At 36.7% G+C, this 25112-nt stretch carries 29 protein-coding genes and 2 pseudogenes; 27 read left to right on the top strand and 4 right to left on the bottom strand.

Going from position 1 to position 25112, the window contains the following annotated elements; all coding sequences use genetic code 11:
• Positions 1–44 precede the first annotated feature (44 nt).
• The 8 genes and pseudogenes from ACGLXV_RS20285 (at position 45) to ACGLXV_RS20250 (ending at position 5474) form a co-directional block, all read left to right on the top strand.
• On the top strand, positions 45–440 hold the full coding sequence (locus ACGLXV_RS20285) for a GNAT family N-acetyltransferase (protein ID WP_391560115.1): 396 nt from the start codon (positions 45–47) through the stop codon (positions 438–440).
• 46 nt (positions 441–486) lie between these two features.
• On the top strand, positions 487–1404 hold the full coding sequence (locus ACGLXV_RS20280) for a hypothetical protein (protein WP_391560103.1): 918 nt from the start codon (positions 487–489) through the stop codon (positions 1402–1404).
• Positions 1405–1514: 110 nt separating this feature from the next.
• Positions 1515–2042, top strand: a complete 528-nt coding sequence (locus tag ACGLXV_RS20275; protein ID WP_391560102.1) for a CBO0543 family protein — start codon at positions 1515–1517, stop codon at positions 2040–2042.
• Between the two features lie 218 nt (positions 2043–2260).
• Positions 2261–2821: pseudogene (locus ACGLXV_RS20270) on the top strand (cache domain-containing protein); the annotation flags it as partial.
• Positions 2821–3153, top strand: a complete 333-nt coding sequence (locus tag ACGLXV_RS20265) for a GGDEF domain-containing protein (protein WP_391560101.1) — start codon at positions 2821–2823, stop codon at positions 3151–3153. The pseudogene ACGLXV_RS20270 and the gene ACGLXV_RS20265, both read left to right, overlap by 1 nt.
• Positions 3154–3329: 176 nt before the next feature.
• Positions 3330–3884, top strand: a complete 555-nt coding sequence (locus ACGLXV_RS20260) for a DUF2179 domain-containing protein (protein WP_391560100.1) — start codon at positions 3330–3332, stop codon at positions 3882–3884.
• Positions 3885–3983: 99 nt separating this feature from the next.
• Entirely contained in the window at positions 3984–4619 is a 636-nt protein-coding gene (locus ACGLXV_RS20255; protein ID WP_391560099.1) for a pyridoxamine 5'-phosphate oxidase family protein, read from the top strand.
• Positions 4620–4727: 108 nt separating this feature from the next.
• On the top strand, positions 4728–5474 hold the full coding sequence (locus tag ACGLXV_RS20250) for a GTP pyrophosphokinase (RefSeq protein ID WP_391560098.1): 747 nt from the start codon (positions 4728–4730) through the stop codon (positions 5472–5474).
• A gap of 56 nt (positions 5475–5530) precedes the next feature.
• On the opposite strand, the gene ACGLXV_RS20245 is transcribed toward ACGLXV_RS20250, so the two are convergent.
• Positions 5531–6121, bottom strand: a complete 591-nt coding sequence (locus ACGLXV_RS20245) for a guanylate kinase (RefSeq protein WP_391560097.1) — start codon at positions 6119–6121, stop codon at positions 5531–5533.
• Between the two features lie 360 nt (positions 6122–6481).
• Here ACGLXV_RS20245 and ACGLXV_RS20240 point away from each other — a divergent pair, with 360 nt between their 5' ends.
• From ACGLXV_RS20240 to ACGLXV_RS20200, 9 genes are all read left to right on the top strand, one after another.
• A complete protein-coding gene (locus ACGLXV_RS20240) occupies positions 6482–7045 on the top strand; it encodes an FAD-dependent oxidoreductase (RefSeq protein WP_391560096.1) in 564 nt (187 codons plus the stop codon).
• Positions 7046–7189: 144 nt separating this feature from the next.
• Positions 7190–8239 carry an NAD(P)/FAD-dependent oxidoreductase gene (locus ACGLXV_RS20235; RefSeq protein WP_391560095.1) on the top strand — a complete coding sequence of 350 codons (1050 nt, stop codon included), beginning with the start codon at positions 7190–7192 and terminating at the stop codon, positions 8237–8239.
• Between the two features lie 134 nt (positions 8240–8373).
• Complete coding sequence (hpaB, locus tag ACGLXV_RS20230; RefSeq protein WP_391560094.1) at positions 8374–9822, top strand: 4-hydroxyphenylacetate 3-monooxygenase, oxygenase component; 1449 nt, start codon at positions 8374–8376, stop codon at positions 9820–9822.
• A gap of 150 nt (positions 9823–9972) precedes the next feature.
• A complete protein-coding gene (locus tag ACGLXV_RS20225) occupies positions 9973–11460 on the top strand; it encodes a glycoside hydrolase family 32 protein (protein WP_391560093.1) in 1488 nt (495 codons plus the stop codon).
• Positions 11461–11641: 181 nt separating this feature from the next.
• A complete protein-coding gene (locus tag ACGLXV_RS20220; protein ID WP_391560092.1) occupies positions 11642–11989 on the top strand; it encodes a PadR family transcriptional regulator in 348 nt (115 codons plus the stop codon).
• Positions 11970–12605, top strand: coding sequence for an HAAS signaling domain-containing protein (locus ACGLXV_RS20215; RefSeq protein ID WP_391560091.1), 636 nt, complete (start codon positions 11970–11972; stop codon positions 12603–12605). The genes ACGLXV_RS20220 and ACGLXV_RS20215 overlap by 20 nt, the downstream gene beginning before the upstream one ends.
• 66 nt (positions 12606–12671) lie before the next feature.
• Complete coding sequence (locus ACGLXV_RS20210) at positions 12672–14141, top strand: DUF4153 domain-containing protein (RefSeq protein ID WP_391560090.1); 1470 nt, start codon at positions 12672–12674, stop codon at positions 14139–14141.
• Positions 14142–14247: 106 nt separating this feature from the next.
• Positions 14248–14388, top strand: a complete 141-nt coding sequence (locus tag ACGLXV_RS20205; RefSeq protein ID WP_391560089.1) for a hypothetical protein — start codon at positions 14248–14250, stop codon at positions 14386–14388.
• 131 nt (positions 14389–14519) lie between these two features.
• Positions 14520–15155 carry an FMN-dependent NADH-azoreductase gene (locus ACGLXV_RS20200; protein ID WP_391560088.1) on the top strand — a complete coding sequence of 212 codons (636 nt, stop codon included), beginning with the start codon at positions 14520–14522 and terminating at the stop codon, positions 15153–15155.
• A gap of 38 nt (positions 15156–15193) precedes the next feature.
• Here ACGLXV_RS20200 and ACGLXV_RS20195 read toward each other — a convergent pair whose 3' ends face one another.
• Positions 15194–15739 (bottom strand): GNAT family N-acetyltransferase, encoded by a 546-nt coding sequence (locus tag ACGLXV_RS20195; protein ID WP_391560087.1) that lies wholly within the window; start codon positions 15737–15739, stop codon positions 15194–15196.
• Between the two features lie 227 nt (positions 15740–15966).
• Here ACGLXV_RS20195 and ACGLXV_RS20190 point away from each other — a divergent pair.
• The 6 genes and pseudogenes from ACGLXV_RS20190 to ACGLXV_RS20165 form a co-directional block, all read left to right on the top strand.
• A pseudogene (locus tag ACGLXV_RS20190) lies at positions 15967–16470 on the top strand (GNAT family N-acetyltransferase); the annotation flags it as partial.
• Between the two features lie 12 nt (positions 16471–16482).
• The gene (locus tag ACGLXV_RS20185; protein ID WP_391560114.1) at positions 16483–16959 is read left to right on the top strand and encodes a GNAT family N-acetyltransferase; all 477 of its coding nucleotides are present in this window, start codon (positions 16483–16485) and stop codon (positions 16957–16959) included.
• 200 nt (positions 16960–17159) lie between these two features.
• Positions 17160–19277 carry a putative bifunctional diguanylate cyclase/phosphodiesterase gene (locus ACGLXV_RS20180; protein WP_391560086.1) on the top strand — a complete coding sequence of 706 codons (2118 nt, stop codon included), beginning with the start codon at positions 17160–17162 and terminating at the stop codon, positions 19275–19277.
• A gap of 103 nt (positions 19278–19380) precedes the next feature.
• Positions 19381–21000 (top strand): ABC1 kinase family protein, encoded by a 1620-nt coding sequence (locus ACGLXV_RS20175; RefSeq protein WP_391560085.1) that lies wholly within the window; start codon positions 19381–19383, stop codon positions 20998–21000.
• 46 nt (positions 21001–21046) lie between these two features.
• A complete protein-coding gene (locus ACGLXV_RS20170) occupies positions 21047–21382 on the top strand; it encodes a PTS sugar transporter subunit IIB (protein ID WP_391560084.1) in 336 nt (111 codons plus the stop codon).
• A gap of 10 nt (positions 21383–21392) precedes the next feature.
• The gene (locus ACGLXV_RS20165; RefSeq protein ID WP_391560083.1) at positions 21393–21758 is read left to right on the top strand and encodes a nuclear transport factor 2 family protein; all 366 of its coding nucleotides are present in this window, start codon (positions 21393–21395) and stop codon (positions 21756–21758) included.
• A 30-nt stretch (positions 21759–21788) separates the two neighbouring features.
• Here ACGLXV_RS20165 and ACGLXV_RS20160 read toward each other — a convergent pair whose 3' ends face one another.
• Positions 21789–22469 (bottom strand): hypothetical protein, encoded by a 681-nt coding sequence (locus ACGLXV_RS20160; RefSeq protein ID WP_391560082.1) that lies wholly within the window; start codon positions 22467–22469, stop codon positions 21789–21791.
• An 80-nt stretch (positions 22470–22549) separates the two neighbouring features.
• On the bottom strand, positions 22550–22741 hold the full coding sequence (locus ACGLXV_RS20155; RefSeq protein ID WP_160546858.1) for a DUF5370 family protein: 192 nt from the start codon (positions 22739–22741) through the stop codon (positions 22550–22552).
• 106 nt (positions 22742–22847) lie between these two features.
• On the opposite strand from ACGLXV_RS20155, the gene ACGLXV_RS20150 reads away from it, so the two are divergent.
• The 4 genes from ACGLXV_RS20150 to ACGLXV_RS20135 all read left to right on the top strand — a co-directional run bounded on the left by ACGLXV_RS20150 (position 22848) and on the right by ACGLXV_RS20135 (position 24875).
• The gene (locus ACGLXV_RS20150; RefSeq protein WP_391560081.1) at positions 22848–23054 is read left to right on the top strand and encodes a hypothetical protein; all 207 of its coding nucleotides are present in this window, start codon (positions 22848–22850) and stop codon (positions 23052–23054) included.
• Between the two features lie 112 nt (positions 23055–23166).
• Positions 23167–23484 carry a putative quinol monooxygenase gene (locus ACGLXV_RS20145; RefSeq protein ID WP_391560080.1) on the top strand — a complete coding sequence of 106 codons (318 nt, stop codon included), beginning with the start codon at positions 23167–23169 and terminating at the stop codon, positions 23482–23484.
• A 216-nt stretch (positions 23485–23700) separates the two neighbouring features.
• A complete protein-coding gene (locus ACGLXV_RS20140; RefSeq protein ID WP_391560079.1) occupies positions 23701–24447 on the top strand; it encodes a hypothetical protein in 747 nt (248 codons plus the stop codon).
• Positions 24448–24548: 101 nt separating this feature from the next.
• Complete coding sequence (locus tag ACGLXV_RS20135) at positions 24549–24875, top strand: MGMT family protein (RefSeq protein ID WP_391560078.1); 327 nt, start codon at positions 24549–24551, stop codon at positions 24873–24875.
• Positions 24876–25112 lie beyond the last annotated feature (237 nt).

Raw genomic sequence — 25112 nt, 5'->3', positions numbered from 1 at the left:
GCCAGCGGATGAGTAAAATAATAAAAAAGGAGGAATGAAACATGATTACAATACACTATGAAGAAAGTAGAAAAATTACTGCAGAGGAACTGGCAAACGTTTTTAGTAAATCTGGCATAAGAAGACCTGTTGAGGACCTGCCTAGACTACAAATAATGATCGACCAAGCAGATATTACTGTGACAGCATGGGACGGAAGGAGGCTTGTTGGTATTGCGAGAGCCATTACCGATTTTAGTTACTGCTGCTATTTATCAGATTTAGCCGTTGATCGAGACTACCAGAATCAGGGGATTGGAAAAGAACTCGTGAGACGCGTTCACGAACGGTTAGGAGAAGAAATTTCTTTAATCCTTTTAGCATCACCGATAGCCATGGATTATTACCCGAAAATTGGATTTCAAAAAATCCAAAATGGCTATATCATCCCAAGAAAATAAAAAAAACCAAATTTAATGGGAAAATTGTATGATTCCATGATGAATTTTGTCGAAATTTGGAATACTGTATAGTAAGAGAATAGAGAAGGAGTGGTCACTTATTAATTATCATTCCGTCTGGTATATTGCGTTAGTGGCCGCAAGTAGCTTTCTTTTCTTATATACTTACTATAAAAAGAGGAATCAGCCTGTTTTCTTATTATTGTTAGCGGCTATTGGGTTCGGTTATATCGTTGAGGGTGTTATTTATAACTTTCTGCATAGTTACGTGTATTACCCACGTTTTCTTACTAATAATCCTACATATGATAGTAATCTTGGAGCGATTGCTTCTAATGCATTTGTCTTACCAGTTATCGCAGTTTTTCTAGCAACTTTCAGAAAAAATTGGAAATGGTCATTGTTCTTTTCACTAATGCTCATTGGTATTGAATGGTTGTTCGAAGAGCTTTCCATCTATAAACATAATTGGTGGAGAAATGAGTTTACCTTTTTTGGATTATTATTTGTATATTTTCCAATCATCAAATTATTGTACCGGTGGTTATTGAATAAACAAAAGGGAATTCGCCACTTTTTATTATTGTTCTTGATTGTTAGTCCCATTTTAGGAACGATTCACATGCTTCCCCTCATGTTTTTATCCAATCGTTATTACGATTTGGGATGGTATGAAAATGTGTTTCAGGATACCAATGCATTTGCAGCCATTTACTATATATGTTCAAGTCTAACTATATCGGCCTTAGCAAAATGGAAGATAAGATATAGATGGCTTAAATATATCTTTTTAATAATCAGCCTGTTTTTTATTACCCGTTTCTTGATATTTACCGGAATCCTACACATTTTTGTTTGGTGGGATCCATATTTTTATATTACATTCCCTGCAATAGTTTTAATTTTAGCAGAAAAGGTCAGTAAGATATTGGGAAAGCGTGCCGAATTTCCATCCGAAGAATAGCACAGTGAGTCAACTGTGCTATTTGCTGTGTAAAAGTTCCTTATTATGGAGAAACTCGAAACATAGGGGAATCCTCCTAAAAAATGTCTCTAAATAGGAGATGCTCGGTTATGGTAAATGTACTCTATGCGTCCGCCTGGATTTTTGCTATGTGGAAATGGGGCGATTGGAAAAATTGGCAAAAATACTACCCAACCATTCTTTTTTTTATCATAGGAGATTTTCTCTATTTGTATTTATTATCAGATCTCTATCCTATGTGGCGATACCATCCACCTGAAATCGACAAACAAGCAGGACTCACGAATACACATATTTCATTTTCCATCATGATAATTAAATACCCTGCCACAGCACTCATCTATTTATCCAAATTCCCAGGCACACGTAGCAAACAGATTTTTTACATATTAGGATGGACTTGTTTGTACATGATCAATGAAGGGATCGACTATAAATCAGGTCTCATTCAATACTCTAATGGTTGGAGTTTCAAGTGGTCTATTGCATTCAATATGATGATGTTTACTATATTATGGGTACATCATCGTAGACCAATTTTAGCATGGGCTATTTCTATTTTATTTATCCTTTCATTGTGGCAAATCTTTGATGTACCCTCCAAGGTTTTCCGGTAAAAAATACTTACGATTTTCACAGGTTAGACATGAAAATTGTCGGATTTTGTCCGATATAGAAACTGACACAGAAAATATTACATCTATGCGGAGAAAAAGGCTATTTAAGTGAATAAGTGAAAATCAAGTGTACGCAGAAAAGCTGGCAGACACAACAGATTTACTTTTTCGAAATATGTTGCAAACGCTTAAGGTGAGTATTAACTTCAACAAACTTTTTTAATTCAGTTTTTTTAGTCGATAAAGAAGGAAAAATTGTCCGCTCTGCTCCACATTTTGATTTAGAAGGAGTAAAGATTGATACTATTGGAGTAAATGAAGCCATTAACAAGAAAATGCCGCTGATCTCCCAGCCATATATAAGCAAAGTGACGAATAAACTAATAATCCTCATCTCTATACCAGTATTTGATGATAAGGGAGAGTACTTCGGTTTTCTTGGTGGAACGATATATTTAAGTGAAGACAATAGCATCAAAGATACTTTAAGTCTTCATCCGAAGCATGCAGTCGATTCATATGTGTACGTAGTGGATTCAGAAGGGAATATCATCTTTCATCCAGAGAAAAATCGAATTGGTGATAATGTTATAGAAAATGGTGCCGTCAAACGTGTGGTAGAGGGTAAAGATGGTAACATTGAAATAACAAACTCGAAAGGAATTAGAATGCTGGCTGGTTATGCATATGTAAAAACGAGCGAATGGGGAATTGTGAGCCAGACTCCTAAAAATTCATATATTCAACCTTCTATCGAGTTAATAAAGCAGGACATTTAATGGGGGATGAAGTTTTAAAATTCTTATCAGACCTTATTCGTAATCAAACAAGAGAATGTGACATTAGTTTCCGTTACGGTGGAGAAGAGTTTTTGATTCTCCTACCGAATACTACTATAGAAGAAGCTTACCAAATTGCTGAACGAATAAGGAAAACAACAGAAGAAACAATCAGTCCCATAGGTAAGGTAGTCACGATTTCAATTGGTGTCGGAAATATGCCAAACACCGCCAGCCATCACAATGAGTTATTTAATTTGATTGACCAAGCCTTATACCGAGCAAAAGGGAATGGACGAAATCAAACAGTGAAGGCGGACGAAGCCAATTAAGTGTCACAAGAAACGCTTGTCTCTTATAGGGGCAAGCTTTCCTTATGTAGGTTTGCTTCCAATCTTACTAGGGAAAAGGTAGAAAAGACAATGATTTAAAAAGGAAAACTAGGGGATTTACAGAAACCCATTTTTTCGTTAGACTGTGCAGAGTGACAATGAAAGGAGGAATATGTATGGTTAAAGATATTATTCTCGTACTAGTTCTTCAGTTAATTTACGTTCCAACCTTTACACTGAGAACCATTTTCCTAGTAAAAGGGTTAAGAATGCAGGCAGCATTTTTAGGGTTACTTGAGGCACTCATATACATATTCGGACTATCGATCGTATTTAATGGGGAGCAAAATGTAGCTGTGATGATTGTGTATGCCATTGGATTTGGATTAGGTATCATCATTGGATCCATGATTGAAGAAGCATTAGCAATTGGATATACAACGATTCAAGTGATTTTAACCAATAAAAATATGAACCTCGTTGATCAGCTTCGGAAAGATGGATATGGCGTGACTGTTTACGAAGGTGAGGGAATCGAAGCGATTCGATATAAGTTAGAGGTATTAACGAAGAGAAACCAAGAAGAAGGTTTATACGACATGATTCAGCAATATGAACCGAATGCATTTATAATTGCCTATGAACCAAAAACTTTTAAAGGTGGTTTCTTGCTTAAAGCAATGAAGAAAAGGAAGAAAATGAAAAAACAGATAGAACAAAACCAAGCCTAGATACTAATAGTTTAGCCCTTGCATTTTTATATGTAAGGGTATTTTTTTACAATTTCAAATTATGCAATTACACTATAGATAAAAGGGGTGTTGGATACGATGAAAAAAATTACTTATAAAGAAACGATTTGTACAGAGGATGAACTTCGATCGATGATGGGGTTTCCAAGTGAACTGGTAAAAAACAAGACCATTTCTACTATTGATTACCATTGTAGAGATTTTATTTCAAAGTCGCCTTTTTTAGTATTATCCACGTCTGACAAGGAAGGGGATTGTGATGTGTCACCGAGGGGAGATTTACCTGGATTTGTACACGTATTAAATGAAAATCAGTTAGTCATCCCTGAAAGACCTGGGAACAAGCGAATGGACTCTATGCGCAATATTTTATCTAACCCACGAGTGGGCTTGATCTTTTTCATCCCTGGTTTGGGTGAGACATTGCGGGTAAACGGACAGGCTACCCTGATAAAAGATCCGGAAATACTGGAGACTATGGCGGTAAAGGGAAAGGCGCCGTTAGTAGGTATTGCTGTTGAGGTGGAAGAGTGTTTTATTCATTGTGCAAAAGCATTTATTCGATCAGGTTTATGGGATCCGTCTTCATGGCAGGAGAAAGGATTATTGCCTTCCGTGGCTTCTATCATTTCTGACCATGTGAATTTACCGAATACGACTGCTAAGACGGTAGAGGAAGGGCTGAAAGAAAGCTACAAGGAAAGACTTTATTAAGACAGTGTGAGAAAATTCGTCCTTGTGTTTTAAATTGACAATGTTTGTGAAGAGGTGTACATTTAACTCGGGTTAAATACTTCTTTCTTAAAGGGTGAAATAGAACCGATGAGTTCCAATCAAGCACTAGACTTAAAGCTACTAAAAAAGTTTAAAAACGAATTAACAAGATTTATGATGCTATATCAATTTGGTATTGATGAGTTAAATACGAAAATCGATATTTTAAAGCAGGAATTTCAATATATTCATGATTACAGCCCCATTGAACATGTGAAATCTAGAATCAAATCACCAGAAAGTATTCTTAAAAAGGTACAAAGAAAAAATCTAGATTTATCATTGCCAAGTATAAAGGAAAACATTAAAGATATTGCGGGAATTCGGATTACCTGCTCCTTTATTTCTGATATTTTTGAGATAAGTAGAATGCTGGAGAACCAAAGCGATATTGAAGTAGTAGAAAAGAAGGATTATATTAATCATCCTAAACCAAATGGCTATCAAAGCTTGCATTTAATCGTGAAAATTCCAGTTTTTATGTCAAATGGCATTGAAAATGTATATGTGGAAGTGCAAATCCGTACCATTGGGATGGATTTCTGGGCAAGTCTTGAACATAAGATTTATTATAAATTTGATAACGAAGTTCCCTCTTATTTATCAAAAGAACTGAAAAACGCTGCAGATACAGTAGCGATGTTAGACAAAAAAATGGAAGTTTTACATGAAGAAATTCGTAAGCTGGATAACGATGATGACATAGAAAATGAGCTTAACCTTTTAAATGCTAGTGGGAAAAAATTAAATATTCCGATAGCACTTTTAGAGAGCTTGTCTAAGGATAAAGAGTAGCAGAAACATATGAAAAAAGGACGATTGAATACATTTCAATCGTCCTTTATTTCATATTAATAATCTGTCACAACGAAGTCTCTATCAAGGAAAGCTTCAATTACTTCACTGATGCGGAAAGAAGTTTGTGGTGAATCATAGTTTTCAAATGCATGCTCACAGTTATTTTTATAAGCCATGGTTTCATCATAATGAGACATATGGCGGTTAATAACTTCCTCATTGTCCTGACGTTCCTTTTGACGGGAGATAACCGTATCACGATCTGCATAAATGAAGAAACGCATAACACGATCACCATACATTTCCTTTAATTTTTCAGTACCTTCAGGATTGAGTGTCAAATAAACCAGATTATGTGATTCAAAGGCTTTAACAATATCTTCTTCACGTATTCCGTAATGGAAACCATCGATTTCTACGCTCTCAAGAAATTCTCCATTGTCCTCCATTTTCTTGAAGGTGGCTTCATCAATAAAATGATAATCTTCTCCATTTTGTTCGTAATGACGTGGTGAACGAGTGGTATAAGAAAGAACTGTTTCCATGTCAAAAGCAGTAGCAACCATTTTAGCAATCGTTTTTCTTCCAGAACCATCAGGACCAGTGTAAATAAATAATTTTTCTTTATCTTTAATTTCGTACATAGATTACCTCCTGAAAAATATATTTAAAATATTTCAAACAAAATAAGAAGTGAGAAAAAGTAAATAAATATCTATATCATCCTATTATAACAGAAAAAGCCATATTAATCTGATAACAAATATTTGAAGATTATATATTAGACGAATCTAGGTGGCATTTGGTTTCATCCTATACATTAATATGTAAAATATTCTGATAACTTAACTTAAGAATGCCAAATTAGGGAGAAAAACGCAAGAGATTTCCCCGATTTTGTAAGATAATTTGCAGAAGAGAGAATTGTGAGCACGATCTTTGACACAAATGGTACCATTGAATAAAATTTACATATAATTTAAACAATTTAGGAGGCTTTTTTTATGTATGATATTGCCATTATTGGTGCAGGTCCTGCAGGCGCGAGTGCAGCTATCTTTACAGCAAAGGCTGGAAAAAAAACATTGTTACTTGACCATGATAAAAGCATCACAAAGCGTGCTTGGGTTGAAAATCATTATGGTGTCCCTGAAGTGACTGGCCCAGATTTAGTGGAAACGGGTACGAAACAAGCTATAAAATTTGGAGCTGAACTCATTAATAGTGCTGTAGTACATATTGAAAAAGGAGAAAATGGATTTTCTGTCCAAACAGAAGACCAATCTTATGAAGCAAAGCATGTCATTTTAGCAACAGGGTTATTAGCCGATTTAGCAGAAAAACTTGGTCTAACAACAAAACCTGGAACAGAGCCAAGAATTCCTAAAAATGTGGTAGTGGATGTGAATGGTAAAACAGAAATGGAAGGAATTTGGGCTGCAGGAACGATTGCTGGAGTAAGTGTTCATACCATTATAACAGCAGGTGACGGAGCAAGAGTAGCTATTAATGTGATTAGCGAGATCAACGGAGAACGCTATGTGGATCACGATGTATTAAAAGCATAATTCAAAAGGGCAGAAAAGTGTGTTACGCCACTTTCTGCTTTTTTTTTTTGAATATTTTGATTGTCATAATGTTAAAAAGGTCGTATAGTTATAGTTAATGAGAATGATAATCAATAACAATTGGTTATATAGGAGTGTGTGACAATGGAGAAAATGGATCTTTTTGATGTAACAATAATTGGAGGCGGGCCGGCAGGGCTGTACTCTACTTTTTATAGTGGTTTAAGGGAAATGAAGACGAAGCTAATTGAATTTCAGCCCCAATTAGGTGGAAAGATTCATGTGTATCCAGAAAAAATGATTTGGGATGTTGGGGGAATGACACCAGTTCCTGGAGCAAAACTCATCGAGCAACTGGTTGAACAAGGACTTACCTTTAACCCTACCGTGGTACTTAACGAAAAGGTTGTTTCTATCTCACGGACCGAAGACGGGATTTTTGTTCTTGAAGGTTCTTCAGGAGATTTTCATTATTCGAAAACGGTGATTGTTGCCGTCGGCAGTGGAATCCTGAAACCGCAAAAGCTGAACATAGAAGGAGCCGAACGGTTTGAGGTATCGAATTTAAACTATACCGTGAAATCATTAAAGCAATTTAAGGATAAAACCGTAATCATTTCAGGTGGTGGAAATTCTGCTCTCGATTGGGCAAATGAGCTAGAGCCTGTTGCGAAGAAAGTCTACATTACGTACCGAAAAGACAAAATGTCAGGTCATGAAGCACAAGTGTCCCAATTACAAAATAGTTCAGTGACTTGTTTAAGTAACACGTCCATAACGAAATTAATAGCGACTAACAATCAGGAAATAATTGAAAAGGTAGAGATTACTAATAACTTGACTGGAGAAGTCACTCTGTTATCTGTTGATGAGGTAGTGATTAATCACGGTTATGAACAGGATACGGGCCTACTGAAAAACAGCCATTTACATATTAATATGCTCGAGGATTTTTATATTGAGGGGAACTCTTGTAGTGAAACCTCGGTTCCTGGATTATTTGCGGCCGGTGATATTCTTAAGTTCGATGGGAAACTGAACTTAATCGCGGGAGCCTTCCAAGATGCAGCCAACGCTGTGAATAAAGCAAAGAAGTATATCGAACCAGATGCTCATCAAGCAGCAATGGTTTCTTCACACAATGATGTGTTCAAGCAACGCAATCGGGAGCTAGTGAAACAATTGGTTAGATAGTTAAGAAATATTATTATGTGCGAGAAGGTTAACGAAATGGTTAACCTTCTTTTTTATATACTTTTTATATGGAAAAGCAATATCTCAAGGTTTAGACATATGTATTTATAAACCTTTTGAACGGAGGTGTTTTTTTGCCGGCAATAAATGGTCAAGAATTTATGAATAGAATTCATCAACTTCAACCTGAGATATGGCTTGAAGGGAAGAAAATAACAGATATATGTAATCATGAAGCGTTTAAGGGCATTTTAACAAGTAAAGCAGAACTGTTTGACTTACAGATGAACAAAGATCACAAGGATTTGATGACTTACGTTTCTCCAGTAAGTGGAGAGCGGGTAGGAACGTCATTTATGCAGCCAAAAACAAAAGAGGATTTAGAAAAAAGGAGGCTTTCTACCCAAGCATGGGCGAAGTTGTCAGGAGGAATGATGGGAAGATCTCCAGATTATATGAATTCCTGCCTGATGGCTCTTGGAACGGCCTGGGATCATTTTCAAGATTCGCGTTTAATTGGAAAACATATATTACAAATGTATGAGCGTGCTAGAGAAAATGATTTAACGCTTGCTCATACATTTGTGAACCCACAAGTGAATCGATCCATGCTTTATTTTGAAGATGAAGAACATCCGATTTCCGCAAAAGTAGTAAAGGAAACGAGCGATGGAATTATTATTAAGGGCGCTAGATTGTTAGCTACTCAAGGTGGAATTACAGATGAGTTGCTCGTCTTACCAATCGGGGGAAAGTATATCGGAGAATCATTTATTTACGCATTTAGTATCCCAAGCAACACCCCGAATTTACGATTTATTTGTAGAGAATCTTTTCGTTACCGCTCTTCCGCATTTGATCATCCGCTAGGTGCTAGATTTGAAGAAATGGACACCATAGTTGTGTTTGACGATGTTTTGGTCCCATGGGAACGGGTATTTTTATACAACGATTACTCCATTTCTATGCAACTAGCAAGTGAAACAAGTTATTTTACTTTTTTACTTCATCAAGCAACTGCTCGTCAGGTGGTGAAAACAGAGTTTCTTTTGGGGCTCGCGCAGTTGATAGTGGATTCGATTGATATAGGAAGCTATACCCATGTTCAAGGAAAAGTTAGCGAGATCATTTCCGCACTAGAGACATTAAAAGCTTTATTACTAAGTTCGGAGATGAATGCCAAGCTTGATAAGAGAGGGAGGATGGTTCCTGATGTTAATCCATTATCAGCTGCTATAACCACCTTTCCTCGCTTGTATCCTAGATTCATTGAAATTTTAGAAACGTTAGGAGCAAGTGGTTTAATTTCGATTCCAACTGAAAAAGACTTTGAGTCACCCATACGTGGAGATTTGGATCATTATCTACAAGGTGCGTCATGCGAAGCTAAAGAACGAACCCAATTGTTTCGTTTAGCATGGGATGTCTGTTTAAGTGCTTTTGGGGGAAGACAAAAACAATACGAAAGATTCTTTTTTGGAGATCCGGTTCGATTAGAATCTGGGCTATATAATAGCTACTCTAAGGAATCTGCTGTGAATCTAGCAAAATCCTTACTAAATAGTAATCTGAAAAAGGAATAACAGTAACAAGCATCTGCTTTTATAGGTAGATGCTATTTTGCAAGTAAAAAAGATCGGTGTTTTAGTAAAAGTTTACGTTGACATAAAATCTTTAGCATGGATACAATGAAGACTAAGAATGCTAAAGCGTTTTCTTATGGAGGTAAGTTTGTGAATAAATTACATACTGCAATAGAATCAGTTATAAAAGAACAACCAAAAGTAAACAAAAATTATTGGAGATTGAATTATCATGTAAGCACTCCGGCCTATTGGATGAACGATCCGAATGGATTCAGTTTTTTTAATGGAGAATATCATCTATTCTATCAGCATCACCCGTATTCACCTGAATGGGGTCCCATGTTCTGGGGACATGTGAAAAGTAAAAATCTTGTTCACTGGGAACATATGCCGATTGCTCTTGCGCCAACGGATGAATACGACCAGGATGGTTGCTTTTCGGGAGGTGGGATCGAAAAAGACGGAAGTATGTATGTAATGTACACGGGTAATACGTGGACAGGGGATGACCATGATAAAGATTTATTACAAGTGCAATGCCTGGCGGTAAGTAATGATGGAATTCATTTTACAAAGTTTAAAGAAAACCCGGTTATAGCTGAAGCTCCTACAGGTGATGTTCATCCCTATCATATACGTGATCCAAAAGTGTGGAAACAGGGTAATGACTATTATTGTGTGTTAGGTTCAAGAACGATGGATCATCATGGACAAGTGTTGCTGTATCGTTCTAGTGATTTATTACATTGGGAATTCATAAGTGTTATGGCTAAAAGTGACGGGGATTTAGGGTATATGTGGGAGTGTCCTGATGTGTTTCGTTTGGAAGGTCATGATGTTCTCATGATGTCACCGCAAGGCGTCAAGCCGAAAGGAGATTTGTATCATAATCTCCATCAAGCAGGCTATGTTTTAGGTGAATTAGATTACCATACAGGTGTACTTTCGCATGGCGATTTTCATTTATTGGATTATGGATTCGACTTTTATGCTCCTCAAACGATGGAAGATCCTAAAGGAAGACGTATTATGATTGCATGGATGGCGATGTGGGAAAGTCACATGCCTGAGCAAGAATACAATTGGGCAGGAGCTATGACGATTCCTCGACAGCTTGAATGGATGGATGGAGAAATTTACAGCAAACCTGTTCAAGAGTTAAAGGAGCTTCGTGGGAATGTGGTCAGGCTTGAACATGTGACGGTAAAAGAAAAGAAGGTTATACCTGAGGTTATTGGGGATTGTTATGAGCTTGAGGTAACAATTGATGCAAAATCCGCCGAACAGTTTGGTGTGAAGGTTCGGGTGAGTGAGAAAGAGGAAACAGTTATCTCATATAGTCGATTAGAAGGAAAGGTGATCTTGGATCGAGAGCGGTCTGGTAAGGGGCCAAAGGGAATACGAAAAGCTCCAGTACAACTTAAAGAAAATCTTCTCCATCTGCGTGTATTTGTTGATCACTCTTCGGTAGAAGTATTTATTAACGAGGGAGAAAAAGTCATGTCAGCAAGAGTATATCCAAGCGAAAACTCTACGGGTATTAGCTTTTTCTCTGATGAAGAGATATCTATTGTCAGCTTACAAAAATGGGACTTGAAAAAATGTATTCACCCATTGAGTGATAATTTTGCTTAAAAGCAATTAAAATGTGAAACCCACGACCTTTCTGTTAGGTAAAGGTGTGGGTTTTGTTCGTATAGGGGATTAAACTGCTTATACTTGTAAAATATTTCTTTTTTTAGTCAAAGATACTTTACAGAAAGAAAAGTTAGATGTAGAATTTCTATATACCTAAAAAAACTAGGTAGGTGAGAAGATGTTTAATCGTGAATTGATTAAAGGTAGTACTTCGCTTTTGTTACTTCAGCTTTTAGAAGAGCGGGATATGTATGGCTACGAGTTGGTTAAAGAACTAGAAAGCAGAAGCGGAAATGAGTTTTCGGTGAAAGAGGGCACTTTATATCCGGCACTACATAAGCTTGAAAAGCAGGAATATATTGAATGCTACTGGAAAGAACAGGAGAAAGGTCCAGCTCGTAAATATTACAAAATTACAGAAGCGGGAAAAGAGATGCTGCTGGAAAAAACACGTGAGTGGAATGATTTTGTTTCAGTAATGAACAAGATGATGGGGAGAAAGAAACATGGAACGGCTGAAGAGTGAGTTTTTAGAAAGCCTGAATGAAAGCCTCGGAAACCACAAAGAAAAGGAATCCATAATAGCTGAATATGAAATGCATCTGGATGAGCTTTTATTAAGTTTATACAAAATGGAGTATGATGAGATTCGGGAAGAAGTGTACTCAAGATTCGGTACACCAGAAGAGATTGCTGCGATATGGAAAGAAGAGCTTTCCTTTTCACCGAGCAATATGAAGTGGCTGTTTATTGCAGTGAATATTCTTTTCTTTACAGGTGGGGCCGTTCTCACACTTGCTCATAATCTTCTTGATTGGAAGTGGCTGACAAATTTATGGTCTAATCTTACGTCCTTTCCTATCATCATTGCATTTATTTATATGTTCTTTTGGGCACTTCTAGGATATGAGATTGGGAGGGGCTTTGGTCATAAAGGGAAAAGGGTTATGAAAAAGACCTTTATTTTAGCGTTAATACCGAATGTAACTTTAATGGTCTTAACGGTCTTCCATCTTATCCCGCGCGAATGGTTTCATCCACTATTAACTGAAACCTTTATCGGCGTCTGTATTTTTTTAACACTTCTACTTTATCCAGTATGCATCATCAGCTATCGATGGGGGAAAAAAGCGTCAATCTGAGCTTTTTTTTGCCATAGTACATAGTAAAACTATGTATATAGAAAAACAATATAAATGGAGGAAACCATGATGAATGAAAAACTGTTGAAAAACGATTGGATCTTTTTGGCTCTATGTTTCATCTTAGGAATCGTTGGGGAAGAGGCTTTTTTTAAGGATCAAATGGGAATATCCTATTTTGTTTTTATCATTTTGTTCTATACGGTATTTTTCTGGAGATTTCGTAAGTTTCCGTTTTCACACCAAAGGGTTGGATATTTCGTATTAATCTGTATTTGGTTATTAACCGCTGGATACTATCTTTATGACACACAGCTTTTTTACGCGTTAAATATTGTTGTCATCCCAGCTCTTGTGATCTTTCATTTGTCTCTAGTAACATCCTCTAAAAATAGAGTTTGGCATAATTTGTATTTCTTCCTTTATACATTTCTACGTGTAATTGACGGATTGCGTTATCATGTGTTTTTTTCCAAATACATTACAAACCTATCAAAGAAGGGGAACCAAAGGAACTTTGCAATATGGAAAAAAATATTACTGGGTATTACCTTATCCGTTCCCGTTTTATTCATTGTTTTAAATCTTCTGATCTCTGCAGATGCCCAGTTTGAACGATTGGTAATGGAGATTCCGTATTTATTTAGCATTAATGTGGAGTTACTTCCTAGAACCATCATTGTACTTGTTTATACATTTGGCTTCTTCGGATTTATGCAAGCCCTATTTATAATGAACAATAAAATCATACAAAAAGAAGGACCATTTAAGCCCTTATCGATAGACGGAGTCGTTACACTAACCGTATTACTTTTATTAGATTTCGTGTATATCACTTTTGTTGCCGTACAATTTACGTACTTTTTTAGTGGCTCATTAGAGGATGGATATACGTATGCTGAATATGCACGGCGTGGTTTTTTTGAATTGCTCTTTGTAACCATGATCAACCTATCTGTTACAACAGGTTTTATTCAACTTTCAAGAACAGTATACGGTACGTTAAAGAAGTTCATTCGTATTGCTTTGTCTGTTCTAGTACTTTCAAGTGTTGTTCTTCTTATCTCAGCGTTTATGCGTATGACAATGTACGAAGAGGCGTATGGCTTTACTTTTACAAGAGTACTTGCTCATTCATTTATGATTTTTTTAACTGTGATATTTGCTTATACACTGGTGAAAATTTGGCTTGAGAAACTATCTTTGTTTCATTTTTATTTCATTGCGGCCCTCGTCTATTATGTAGGTATTAATGTCGTAAATATCGACCAGTTTGTTGTCGAACAAAATATTAAGAGGTACGAAACAAACGGAAAAATTGATATTTATTACTTAAACAATCTCTCAGACACGGGAACACTTGGGCTTATTGATCTTTATCAAAGAGGAGCCAATATACCAGGATTAGAAGAGTTGCTTAAACAGAGAAAAGCAGAACGATCTTATTTAAAAAATACCTCTTGGCAGTCCTATAACTTAACTCGAATGAAGACATATAATGAGCTTGGAAAGTTAAATTTTTTAGAGGAAAAGTAGATAATCACATTAGTGAAAAAAGTTAGAATATTTAGAAATTATATTTTTAAATTAAAATAAATAGTAAGATATTGTATATACTATCCATTAATGGAGGTGAATACATATGGATGGAAAACCGATGCATTATGATGGAAGTTTACATGGAGCTCTAGCAGAAGGGGAAGTGAAAGACCAAGAACCTTTTAAGCTCACTGATGAAATGAGAGCAAACATTAGTGGAAATCCTTTTACAACAGAGAACTGAATAATAGAAGAAAAGGGGCATTCAAAGGAGCGTCCCTTTTTCATTTGTAAAAATTTCAGTTAGATGCATACAAAAGTCGTTTTCTCACAAACTAGAATGCACAACAAAGGAAAGAAAGGAAAGATGAGAAAATGACAAAAGTTCTATACATTACTGCACATCCACACGATGACACACAGTCTTATAGTATGGCTGTAGGTAAAGCATTTATTGACACGTACAAACAAAAGAATTCAGATCATGAAGTCTTACACTTAGATCTTTACAAAGAGGATATACCTCAAATTGATGTTGACGTGTTCAGTGGCTGGGGGAAACTACAGTCAGGAAAAGGTTTTGACGAGCTTTCTTCAGAGGAAAAGGCGAAGGTGGCGCGCCTTGGAGAACTATGTGATCAATTTATCTCTTTTGACAAGTATGTATTTGTTACTCCGCTTTGGAATTTCTCATTCCCTCCAGTGATGAAGGCGTATCTTGATGCAGTTTCTGTTGCTGGGAAAACATTTAGATACACAGCCGAAGGCCCAATAGGGTTATTAACGGATAAAAAAGCGTTACATATTCAAGCGCGTGGTGGGATTTACTCCGAAGGTCCTGCTGCAGGCCTCGAAATGGGACACCGTTATTTAAGTGTTATTATGCAATTTTACGGAGTGCCTTCGTTTGAAGGATTATTTGTAGAAGGTCATAATGCAATGCCAGATAAAGCACAAGAAATCAAAGAGAATGCGATTGCAAGAGCAAAGGATTTAGCCCATACATTTTAAAACAAAGAGCCAACGAAAAAATCGTTGGCTCTTTTGATCTATTGCTTTAGAATTTGTTGTTCCCATTCTGATCTTAAAATCCCCATCATAATACGATCGGAATAATGCCCGTCACGATAAATAGCAGAACGAAGTCTTCCTTCTTCGGTAAAACCAGCTTTTTCATATGCACGGATTGCACGACTATTATAGCCAATGACATCCAAACCGACTCGATGTAAATTTAATTCATGAAATGCATAACGAAGGATAAGCTGCAATGCCTCACTACCATAACCTTTATTTTGATAGTTCGTATCTCCTATTCCAATGGCTAAAGAACCGACCCGATTATTCCATTCAATGGAGTGGATGACAACGAAACCGATTAAACTGTCATCCTTTATCGTTCGTAAACGAAAATACGCTGAATTGTGGCTTCGTTCTTTATCTTCTTCAAGTTCGGCAATCGAATGCGGGTAGGCAATATCCGTATCAAGATTGCGTAAATAGTCTGAGTTTTCTTCCCAAGACGCCATAATTGCTGCATCCTCTGCTCGGACCGTAGTAAGTTTTAATAATGTCCCCTTAAATAAATTCGTCATACTGTTCTCCCTTTTTTTGTATTTATATGAAGGAATCACATCATGCTACGCAATAAAATCTTGCCTCCTAAAATCTAGTTAACTTAATTTTAATGTTCTTTTTTGTATTCAGCAATCAATTCTTATAAAAGTTTATTTGCTATATGATTAGGGAGAAGGAAATATTTCCATTTATATCGAATGTTTAGTCTAGGAGATTTTCATCATGTTTTATAGGAGTGGCAACGATGGTCATAGAAACAGAACGGATAATTATCAGAGGTTTTGATAAAAACGACTACCATGCAGTTTACGAATATACATCAAATCCTGATGTGATGAGGTATATTCCAGAAGGGGTTTTCACTAAGGAAGATGCCAAGCAGTTTGTGGAGAAAAATATGGGGGAGAAGGTTGAGAAGTACCCGGTAATTTTAAAAGAAAGTAATACTCTGATCGGGCATATTGTATTTCATCGTTACTTTGGTGAACATACTTATGAAATTGGATGGGTGTTTCATCCGGATTATTATAACAAAGGCTTTGCCTCCGAGGCTGCGAAGGCGGTTTTGCAATATGGGTTTGAGGAATTAAAGTTACATCGAATCATCGCTACATGTCAGCCTGAAAATATTGGTTCCTACCGTGTAATGGAAAAAATCGGGATGAGACGGGAAGGATACTTTAAAAAATGTATCCCTGATGGTGATAGCTGGTGGGATGAATATTACTACGCCATTCTTCAAGAAGAGTGGAGGGTGCAAATGAGTCAAACAATGAATATCAGTCTTCATCTATACGAACCTAAATATAGGGAAGGGTTGCTTTCGTTTGAACTTCCTAACGATCAAGAGAAGTTCACTGCCTTGCCGAGTAAAGCGCTAGATGTACAAGAGGGACAATTTCCGATTGTGATTATGGAAGATAACATTCCAGTTGGTTTTTTTATGTTGCATTCGACTTCACGTGTTAAGGAATATTCAAACAACCCCAATGCCATGCTTTTAACGGCATTCTCCATTGATTACATAAAACAGGGGAGGGGCTATGCAAAACAGGGATTGCGTTTACTAAAGAAATATATACAATATCAATTTCCAAACTGTGACGAAATCGTTCTAGGGGTTAATCACCAAAATATCCCCGCACAAAATCTGTATGTAGGAGTGGGATTTTATGATACGGGTAGAAGAGTGATTGGTTCACTCGGAGAACAGTTTGTAATGAGCCTACGTATATAATTGAGACATATCATGCCCTACTATCGTAAAAATGGATACGATACGACAACGGGACCGATGGAATACTTTCCTAGCTAAGAGCTGCTATTCAGGTAGCTCTTTTTTATATTGAGGTATATTTTTCCGTTGTTGTACTAAATAAATTGCAAGAGCCTACCGATATAAAGAGTATTAGTACGTGCTGAAAGTAGGAAAATAGTATGACCTCCCTAGAATTAGACTTTAATATCAATATACTATTGTTTCTTTTTGTGTACCTACTAGCTATTTTGACAGTGGTACTACTTTCAAGGAAACTAGTAAAAAGAAAATTGTCTGAACCTCCTAAGCAGTTTGGGAAAACTCCCACCATATTATTTGTGTTATTTTCAATGGTCCTTTTGATTTTCGGATATGTACTAGATAGTACATTACGGGAAAGAGAGTATAACGAATACTATGATATGGCAAAAAATATGGGAACTATTTTTAGTCGTGACCTAAGAAATGAAGGTCATGCTACTCTGTATCAATCAGATACAGATAGGAGTAAGGAATATACGCGTATTCATAAAAAAATGACGGAATGGCAAAATCATATTAAAGAAGTACAATCAGTCTATACGATGAGAATGAATGACAATGGTCAAATATACTTTGTAGTGGCACCCCCGACCGATTATAACAAGGACGGTCGGATTCGTGGAGAAATCGAAAAACGTATACCTATGGGTACCATTTACACGAAAGAGATTCCTGAATTACAACGTGCTTTTGATGGGGAATTTTCGATGGAGAAGGAACCTACAAACGATGAATGGGGTTACAGTATTGGTGCCTTTATTCCTGTTTTTAATGGGAAAGGAGAGGTGGAATCTGTTCTAGGAATTGATTTTGATGGATTTCAATATATGGAACGCAAAGCAAATGAAAGATGGAAGGTTTTAAGTCTTGTCGTATTAATTTTCATTGTCTTTGTATTAATTTATGTACTCACTCTATTATCTACAGCAGAAAGAATACTTACAAATAAGCATAAAGATGAGCTTCGTAAAATGGCTTATTACGATGAACTTACGGGATTACCTAATCGAAATTATCTAAACAACATTCTACCTTTAGTTGAGTGGGGGGAAGAGAAAGTAGTAGCAGTGATACTCTTCGGGTTTGAAGGATTGGATGCCATAGACGATCTACTTGGGAATTCGAAATGCGATAATGTGTATGTAGCCTCGATAAGAAGAATTGAAGCTAGTTTGAAAGAAGAAATGAAGTTGGTCAGATGGAGTGAAAGGGAGCATTTAATCATTGTAAAGGACTACGCTTCTGAACAGGAGATTGTTAGTTTTGCAGAATCGTTGGTTAAACAATTTGTAACCCCTATTCATGCGGGAAGTAGAGATTTTTATATCTCGCCGAAGTTTGGCATTTGCTTTTATCCTAATGATGGTTTTGATTGGAACGCACTTGTGAAAAATGCGAATTTAGCCAAAATGCATGTTCCTTCAGAAAATGACAAAAGAGTCATGAAATATAATAGCCATCTTCTTACAGAATCCAATGAAAAGAGAGACATTGAACTAGAGCTTCACCACGCTGTAATTGCTGAACAATTCGAGGTGTTTTATCAACCTCAGCTTTCATTAATTACAGGGAAACCTATTGGGATGGAAGCTCTCATTCGTTGGAACCACCCAACGAAAGGAATTATTTCTCCCTTGAAGTTTATTCAGCTTGCGGAGGAATTACATTTAATTAATCAGATTGGTTTATGGGTATTGAAAAAGGCTTGTACGCAAACGGTGCAGATAAATGAGTTGTATGGACTTGATTTACGGGTGTCTGTTAATTTATCCACGGTACAACTTCAGCATCCTCAATTTTTACAAGATATTAATAATATTCTAAAAGAAACTGGATTGGAACCGAGGTTATTAGACTTAGAAATCACAGAAGGAAGCCTGTTTAATTTTGAAAAATCGAGTCAAATACTTGAAGATATCAAGAGTTTAGGAATTCATATTAGTTTAGATGATTTCGGTGCCGGGTACAGTTCACTAAGTTATCTAAAGAAATTAAGTATTCATCGTCTAAAAATCGATCGGATATTTCTATTAAATATACCGAAAGAGGAAGATACCCTTATGACATCGATCGTAACCTTGGGTCATAATCTGAACCTAAAGGTACTGGCAGAGGGGGCCGAAACGATAGAACAGGTGAATTTCCTAAAGGCAATTGAGTGTGATGAAGTGCAAGGCTATTATTTTGCAAAGCCTTTACCTTACCATGAGTTTATTGCTTATCTTGATAAACATTATAGACTAACACGCGATTAAAAATGAAAATCGCGTGTTTTTTTGATTAGTAAAAATGAAACCAGAGTAGCAGTTGTTCCGTATTACATGTACCACAAGTAAAAGGGAAACGAGAGGATTCGGAATGAAAGTTCAAAGTAAGTTCATTCGTATGACAAAGGTGTTGTCTCTAGCCTTTACTATTTTTCTGCAAATCTACTGGTACAAGCTACGAAGAAGGCCTGAGTCAGAGTGGGAGAAGTTGTGGGGGAAGATCGGTGAGAGGTTTCGGAAAACTCTGTTCGAATTAGAAGGTCTATTGATTAAAATTGGTCAAATATTAAGCATTCGTTCAGATCTACTTCCACGCGCGTTTATCAAACAAGTGGAAGACCTGACTGATCATGTGCCGCCGTCAAAATGGGAGGATATAGAGCACATTCTTGAAAAAGAATGGGGAGGCTCTATATACCAGCATATAGAATATATAGAAAAACAGGCGATCGCATCTGCCTCTATCGGCGAAGTGTACCAAGCGTTATTAAAAAATGGAACGAAAGTGGCTGTAAAAGTTCAGCGTCCAAACATTCAATCTATCGTTCAAATAGATTTTCGATCACTGCGAATCATCATTTGGTTTGCTGACCATTTTGTCCCCGTACCAAAAGGATTTATTAATTTTCAAATGTTATTTAAGGAATTAAAAGAAGTGATTGAAAGGGAACTAGACTTTGCAAAAGAGTTGGAGGCCCTGCAATCATTTAATAGTCGATTCAAGGATCGTGACACTGTTAAAATACCTAATGCATTTCCAGAGCTTTGTACGAACAAGGTACTTGTCATGGAATGGGTAGAAGGAATTAAGCTAACGGATGTCGAAGGATTAGAACAGGTAGAAATCAGTCGAAAAGAAATCGCTCAAGAACTTATTGAACTCTTCCTTCCACAATGGTTAGAACCAGGTTATTTTCATGCCGATCCCCATCCGGGAAATGTTATGGTTAGTCAAGAAGGAAGAATTATTTTATTAGATTTTGGAATGGTAGGACAAATCAGTAAAAAAGATGCCTCCTATTTTCAATCACTCATTGAGGCATTCCTAGCCAAGAACTACAAAAAGGCAGTAGAGTGTTTGGCACAATTAGGATTCTTGCTTCCAGATGCAGATACTCGAACAATTGAAAGACTTTTATCTGAGCTCTTGTCCTTTCAAATGGGTGAGTTGAAAAATATGGACTTGCTTGCTTTAAAATTAGAAATGAACGACATGATTCAAGCCCTTCCTATTCAGGTGCCAACAAGATTCGTGTTTTTAGGTCGGTCTGTTGGGACGATAGAGGGGATTCTACGAAACGTGGCTCCAGAAGAAGAACCACTCGATCTTGGGAAGCCTGTGTTCATGGAATGGCTCAGAAATCAAAGTAATAAATGGACCTTTATCTGGCAATGGCTACAATCACAACCAATCTTTAAAGTGCTTCACTCAGTCAATGAATTCCTTCAAGCACCGCAAAAGCTTGAGCAACTAAAGGAAACCGAACAAAGACGAGAGTTCCTATTTATCACTCAAGAAAATCATAAAAAACAAATGTTTCAGCTTTTGTTAGCCGGATTAATGGGTGTAGGGTTTGGGTTGTATGTAATGAACCCTTTCATTTGGAAACTAGGCGTGGGATTATCAGCAGCTTCCTTTGTAGGCTATTGGGTGGCGAGCTATAAGCAGAAAAAATGGATGAAATACATGCCGGAGAGGAAGCGGGGATGAGTATTTTCTCACTTAATATTATTAATTGAAAAGAGGCTTATTAACAATGAAACATATCCTTTTATGCTGTGGTGGGGGATTTTCCTCAAGTTTATTAGTAACAAAAATGCAGGAAGTAGCGAAGCAATACGGAGAGGATGCCTATCATATTTGGGCAATTGGTGTAGGAGAGGTTGAGCGACATTTAGAACATTTACGAAAAGCAGATGTGTTACTGGTTGCACCACAGGTACGTTATTTACTTCCTGACTTTCAAAAATTAGCAAAAAAAGAGGGGTTTCAGCTTCCGATAGATATGATTCAACCTATGCATTACGGAACTTGTAATGGTGAAGCCGTTTTAACCTTCGCAAATGAATTAATTAATAAAAATTTCTCATAGGGGATTTGAGATGAATTTGAAAGAGCATTTAAGACAGTTAGAGGAGAGTCATATCAATCTTGAAATCCGAAGAAGTAAGGAAAAACTAGATGAAATATTAGCAGATGATTTTTTTGAAATTGGCAGTTCGGGTAACATGTTTACGAAAAAAGAATGTCTGGCGACGGGTGTCGTATTAACAGAAATGACGCTCCACAATTACGAAATTCATCCTTTAGCAAATGACGTCGTGTTATCCACCTATTTTATAAAAGATACAACAAGAAACCGAAATACCCTTAGAAGCTCCATTTGGAAACTAATAGATGGAAGATGGCAGCTTTATTTTCACCAAGGGACGATTACAAATCAAGAACCCGATGAGCTGAAAAAATAGATCACTCAAATCGAGTGATCTACCTGCTGATTACCGGTCATAGTTAAAGTCAGATAAGGAATCCATATGGCTCGCGATCATGGCGATAATCGTACTCGCTTCCTCTTTAGAGAAGATAAAATTGGTTTCGTCTCTAATTAACTCGTCGTCATCTGTCCAAATTCGGTTTACTCTGCGTAGAACACCGTCCCCTGTTTCTTGGACAATACCGAATTGGTAGGAAACTTCAATTTCATCTTCGTACATAAATGCCGTCACTTCAGGCGTTTCCCACTCGACATCAACTTGTTCTAGTATATCATCGCTTTCATCTTCATCGTCCATGAGAACATAATCAACTTCAACATCGTCACCATCGTCGTCGTCCACTTCGTAGTAATCATCATCATCGAAATCATCATCATTCATAAAGTCATGCAAACTTTCATGAACCGCATCTATTATGTCCTCAATATCAGCAAGGATTGTTTTTGAAGTTTGCCCAAGATCTACATCAATGGAATCAATATAGAACTCTTCGTTATGTGGATCGAAATAAAGGGTACAAAAATACTCGCGATCATCATCCTCTGTTTCTACGTAAAACTCCATTCGTGGATGTTTTGCACCACGATCAACAGACATGTGCCCCACTTGATCATACTTATCACAGATAGACTCTAGATGATCTTGCAATTCGCCACTTACTCGGTCAAACCACTCTAAAGACATAGAAAATCCCTCCCTTTCAAGGTTATCGTTCATATTATTTCCTACTTTTTCATTAAGGTACGTACCATAAAAAACCAATATTAAATATGGTGGCTCTCACAATAGATATCGACGATCTTTTCTATTTCATCGTGGTTCGGAAAATTCCCGTGAAAATCAAAGGTAATTTCTTCTTTAAAATCACCATGATGATACACTTGAATCGATCCCTTTTGTTTAATCACACTAAATTCGGTCTCAAACGTCCAGCCATTTCTTTGAATTGCTCCCAAACTTTATTCCCTCCTATGCCTTTTAACAATAGTATTTACCTAACAAAATATTTTCGTACATAGTTCTGATTCTTTAAAGCATCCTATCATTAGGAGGTGTGTGAACGTGGAACCAAGAAAACCTGGAAGCGATAAACTACCTGATTTTGAACAATTGGATGATCGTGTAATCGCCAAACATACAGAAGCGCCCATGCTAGTCATTAAAACAAATTTAGATCCAGAGGATTCTACAGTAAATAATCCTTATTATAAAAATAAAGACCAAACAGATACGAAGGAATTTAGAGACTACTTTGAAGAGAAAAAGTAATGTACACAAACACTTCTTCCGAATAGGGAGAAGTGTTTTTTCTATAAAGAAGGACAATTATATGCCTGTCAAGAATGTATTATATGAATTTCCATAAAAAGGAGCTGGTTTTGTGAGTAAGTATGGTTTGTTTGGCAAGTTTACCGTCAAAGAAGGGGAACGTGACTCAATGGTAAGAATTTTGCTAGAAGCAGCTCAGTCAATGAATGAGTTAGACGAATGTGAGGTGTACTTAGTCAGTACATCTGATACAGAGCCAAATTCAGTTTTTGTGTACGAAGAGTGGAAAAATGAAAATGCTCACCAAGCTTCTCTTGGGTTGGAATCAACACAAACCTTAATCAAACAAGCGAAGCCAATTATTACGGGCATGGAAAGAATAAGTACATTAAAGCCAATGGGTGGGAAATCGTCTCAAATGAAATCGTAATGAAAAAAATTTAATGTCTCATTCACAAGCTGCATATTTAATCAAAAGATCTTCTATTTAGAAAGGTCTTTTTTTAAAGCAAATAAACAATATATGTGAAAAATATGTAACATTAACAAAAAAATCCCGTCTACCTTAATAGTGGAAACAGATACAGCAAACAACATAGCATTGGATAAACCACCCATTTATTGTTAGGAAAGGGTGCAAGGCGGAATGTTAAAAACTAGATTATTATTACTTATTGGGATCGGACTCTTTATGGTGTTGCTATTTCTAACACCCAGTTTCTTACCTACAAAAGCTGTCCCGGTATTGGATCTTTCTGCAAAGGCAGAGGAAAAGGTAACAAAAGAAGTAAAAGAAAAAAAGAAAATTACAAGTGTTGAATGGAAAGGATATATATATCGAGATCTTGAAACACATTATTATCTTTTTTCTACCATTAAAAAAGGCACGATTAATGTAACTTGGGGACCGAATACAGATGGTTCGGATTTTATCATTACTGATCAAAATTGGGGAGCCATGTATGGTAATGGAGATGTATTACCAGCAGGTGACTATATGTTTGTTGTCACTTCCAATCCTTCCGAATCACCGGAAGACCCGGCACTTCTTGCTTACGAATTTACACTTAAAGGCATTTCGTTCAAAGAAGTACCAAATACTATTCTTCCTAAATTAACAATCGAGAGTCCTGTTGATTTGGTAACTCATCTACCTGAAGGGGATCATACTATCACCTTTAAAGGTAGGTCAGATGCTGATTTCTTACTATTTGGTGCTTCTCGATTTGGGGATGAAGTGACGGAGACCTTAACAAGTTCATTTGAAAAGACCCTTGTATTCAATGAGAAAAGTCCAGCCTATAATTTTTACAGAATATCTGCTACCAATGATTATGGGAATGCTGTTAATCGTTATTTTGAAGTATTGTATGAGGGTGGTATAAGAGAATAAAAAATATGAGCTGATGGGCTAGTTTAAGTAGCAATCAGCTTTTTCTATATCGATTTAAGTAATGTTATAATTACTAAATGGATAGAAAGGGAATATTTCACATGCAACCATTTACACAGAAAGTAGTAATGATTATTAAAAATATCCCCGAAGGAAAAGTAATGACGTATGGACAAATTGCCAGACTTGCCGGTAGTCCAAGAGCTGCTCGCCAAGTTGTTCGCATCCTTCACTCGATGAGTAAAAAGCATCGTTTACCTTGGCATCGTGTCATAAACGCTAAAGGGCAAATCTCTATTCAGGATGATTCTTCTTATCATGATCAAGTCTTATCCTTACAAAGCGAGGGAGTGAAAGTAAGCGAAACGGGGATGGTTTGTTTAGATAAATATCAGTGGTACCCAGAAGGGATAGAGATTAGCAACTAGTTGTTGCTAATTCTCTATCTACGAATGATAGAGAACAAGGGTGTTAGAGTAAATGGAGAAAAGGTAGAAGATATCCATTTTCATTTAACCATTTCTGACGGTTTAATTATTCATGTCGGTAAAAGGAAATTCGTCCAAATACAATTAAACAAGTAAAGGTGATCATATTGAAAAAAGTAATTTTTATGGATATCGATGGAACACTTGTAAATGAACACGGAGTAGTACCTGAATCAG

The organism is Robertmurraya sp., from assembly GCF_036676585.1.
Classification (GTDB): domain Bacteria; phylum Bacillota; class Bacilli; order Bacillales; family Cytobacillaceae; genus Robertmurraya_A.
The sequence above is the reverse complement of the archived record's forward strand: the minus strand, read 5'-3'. Positions and strand labels throughout refer to the sequence as shown.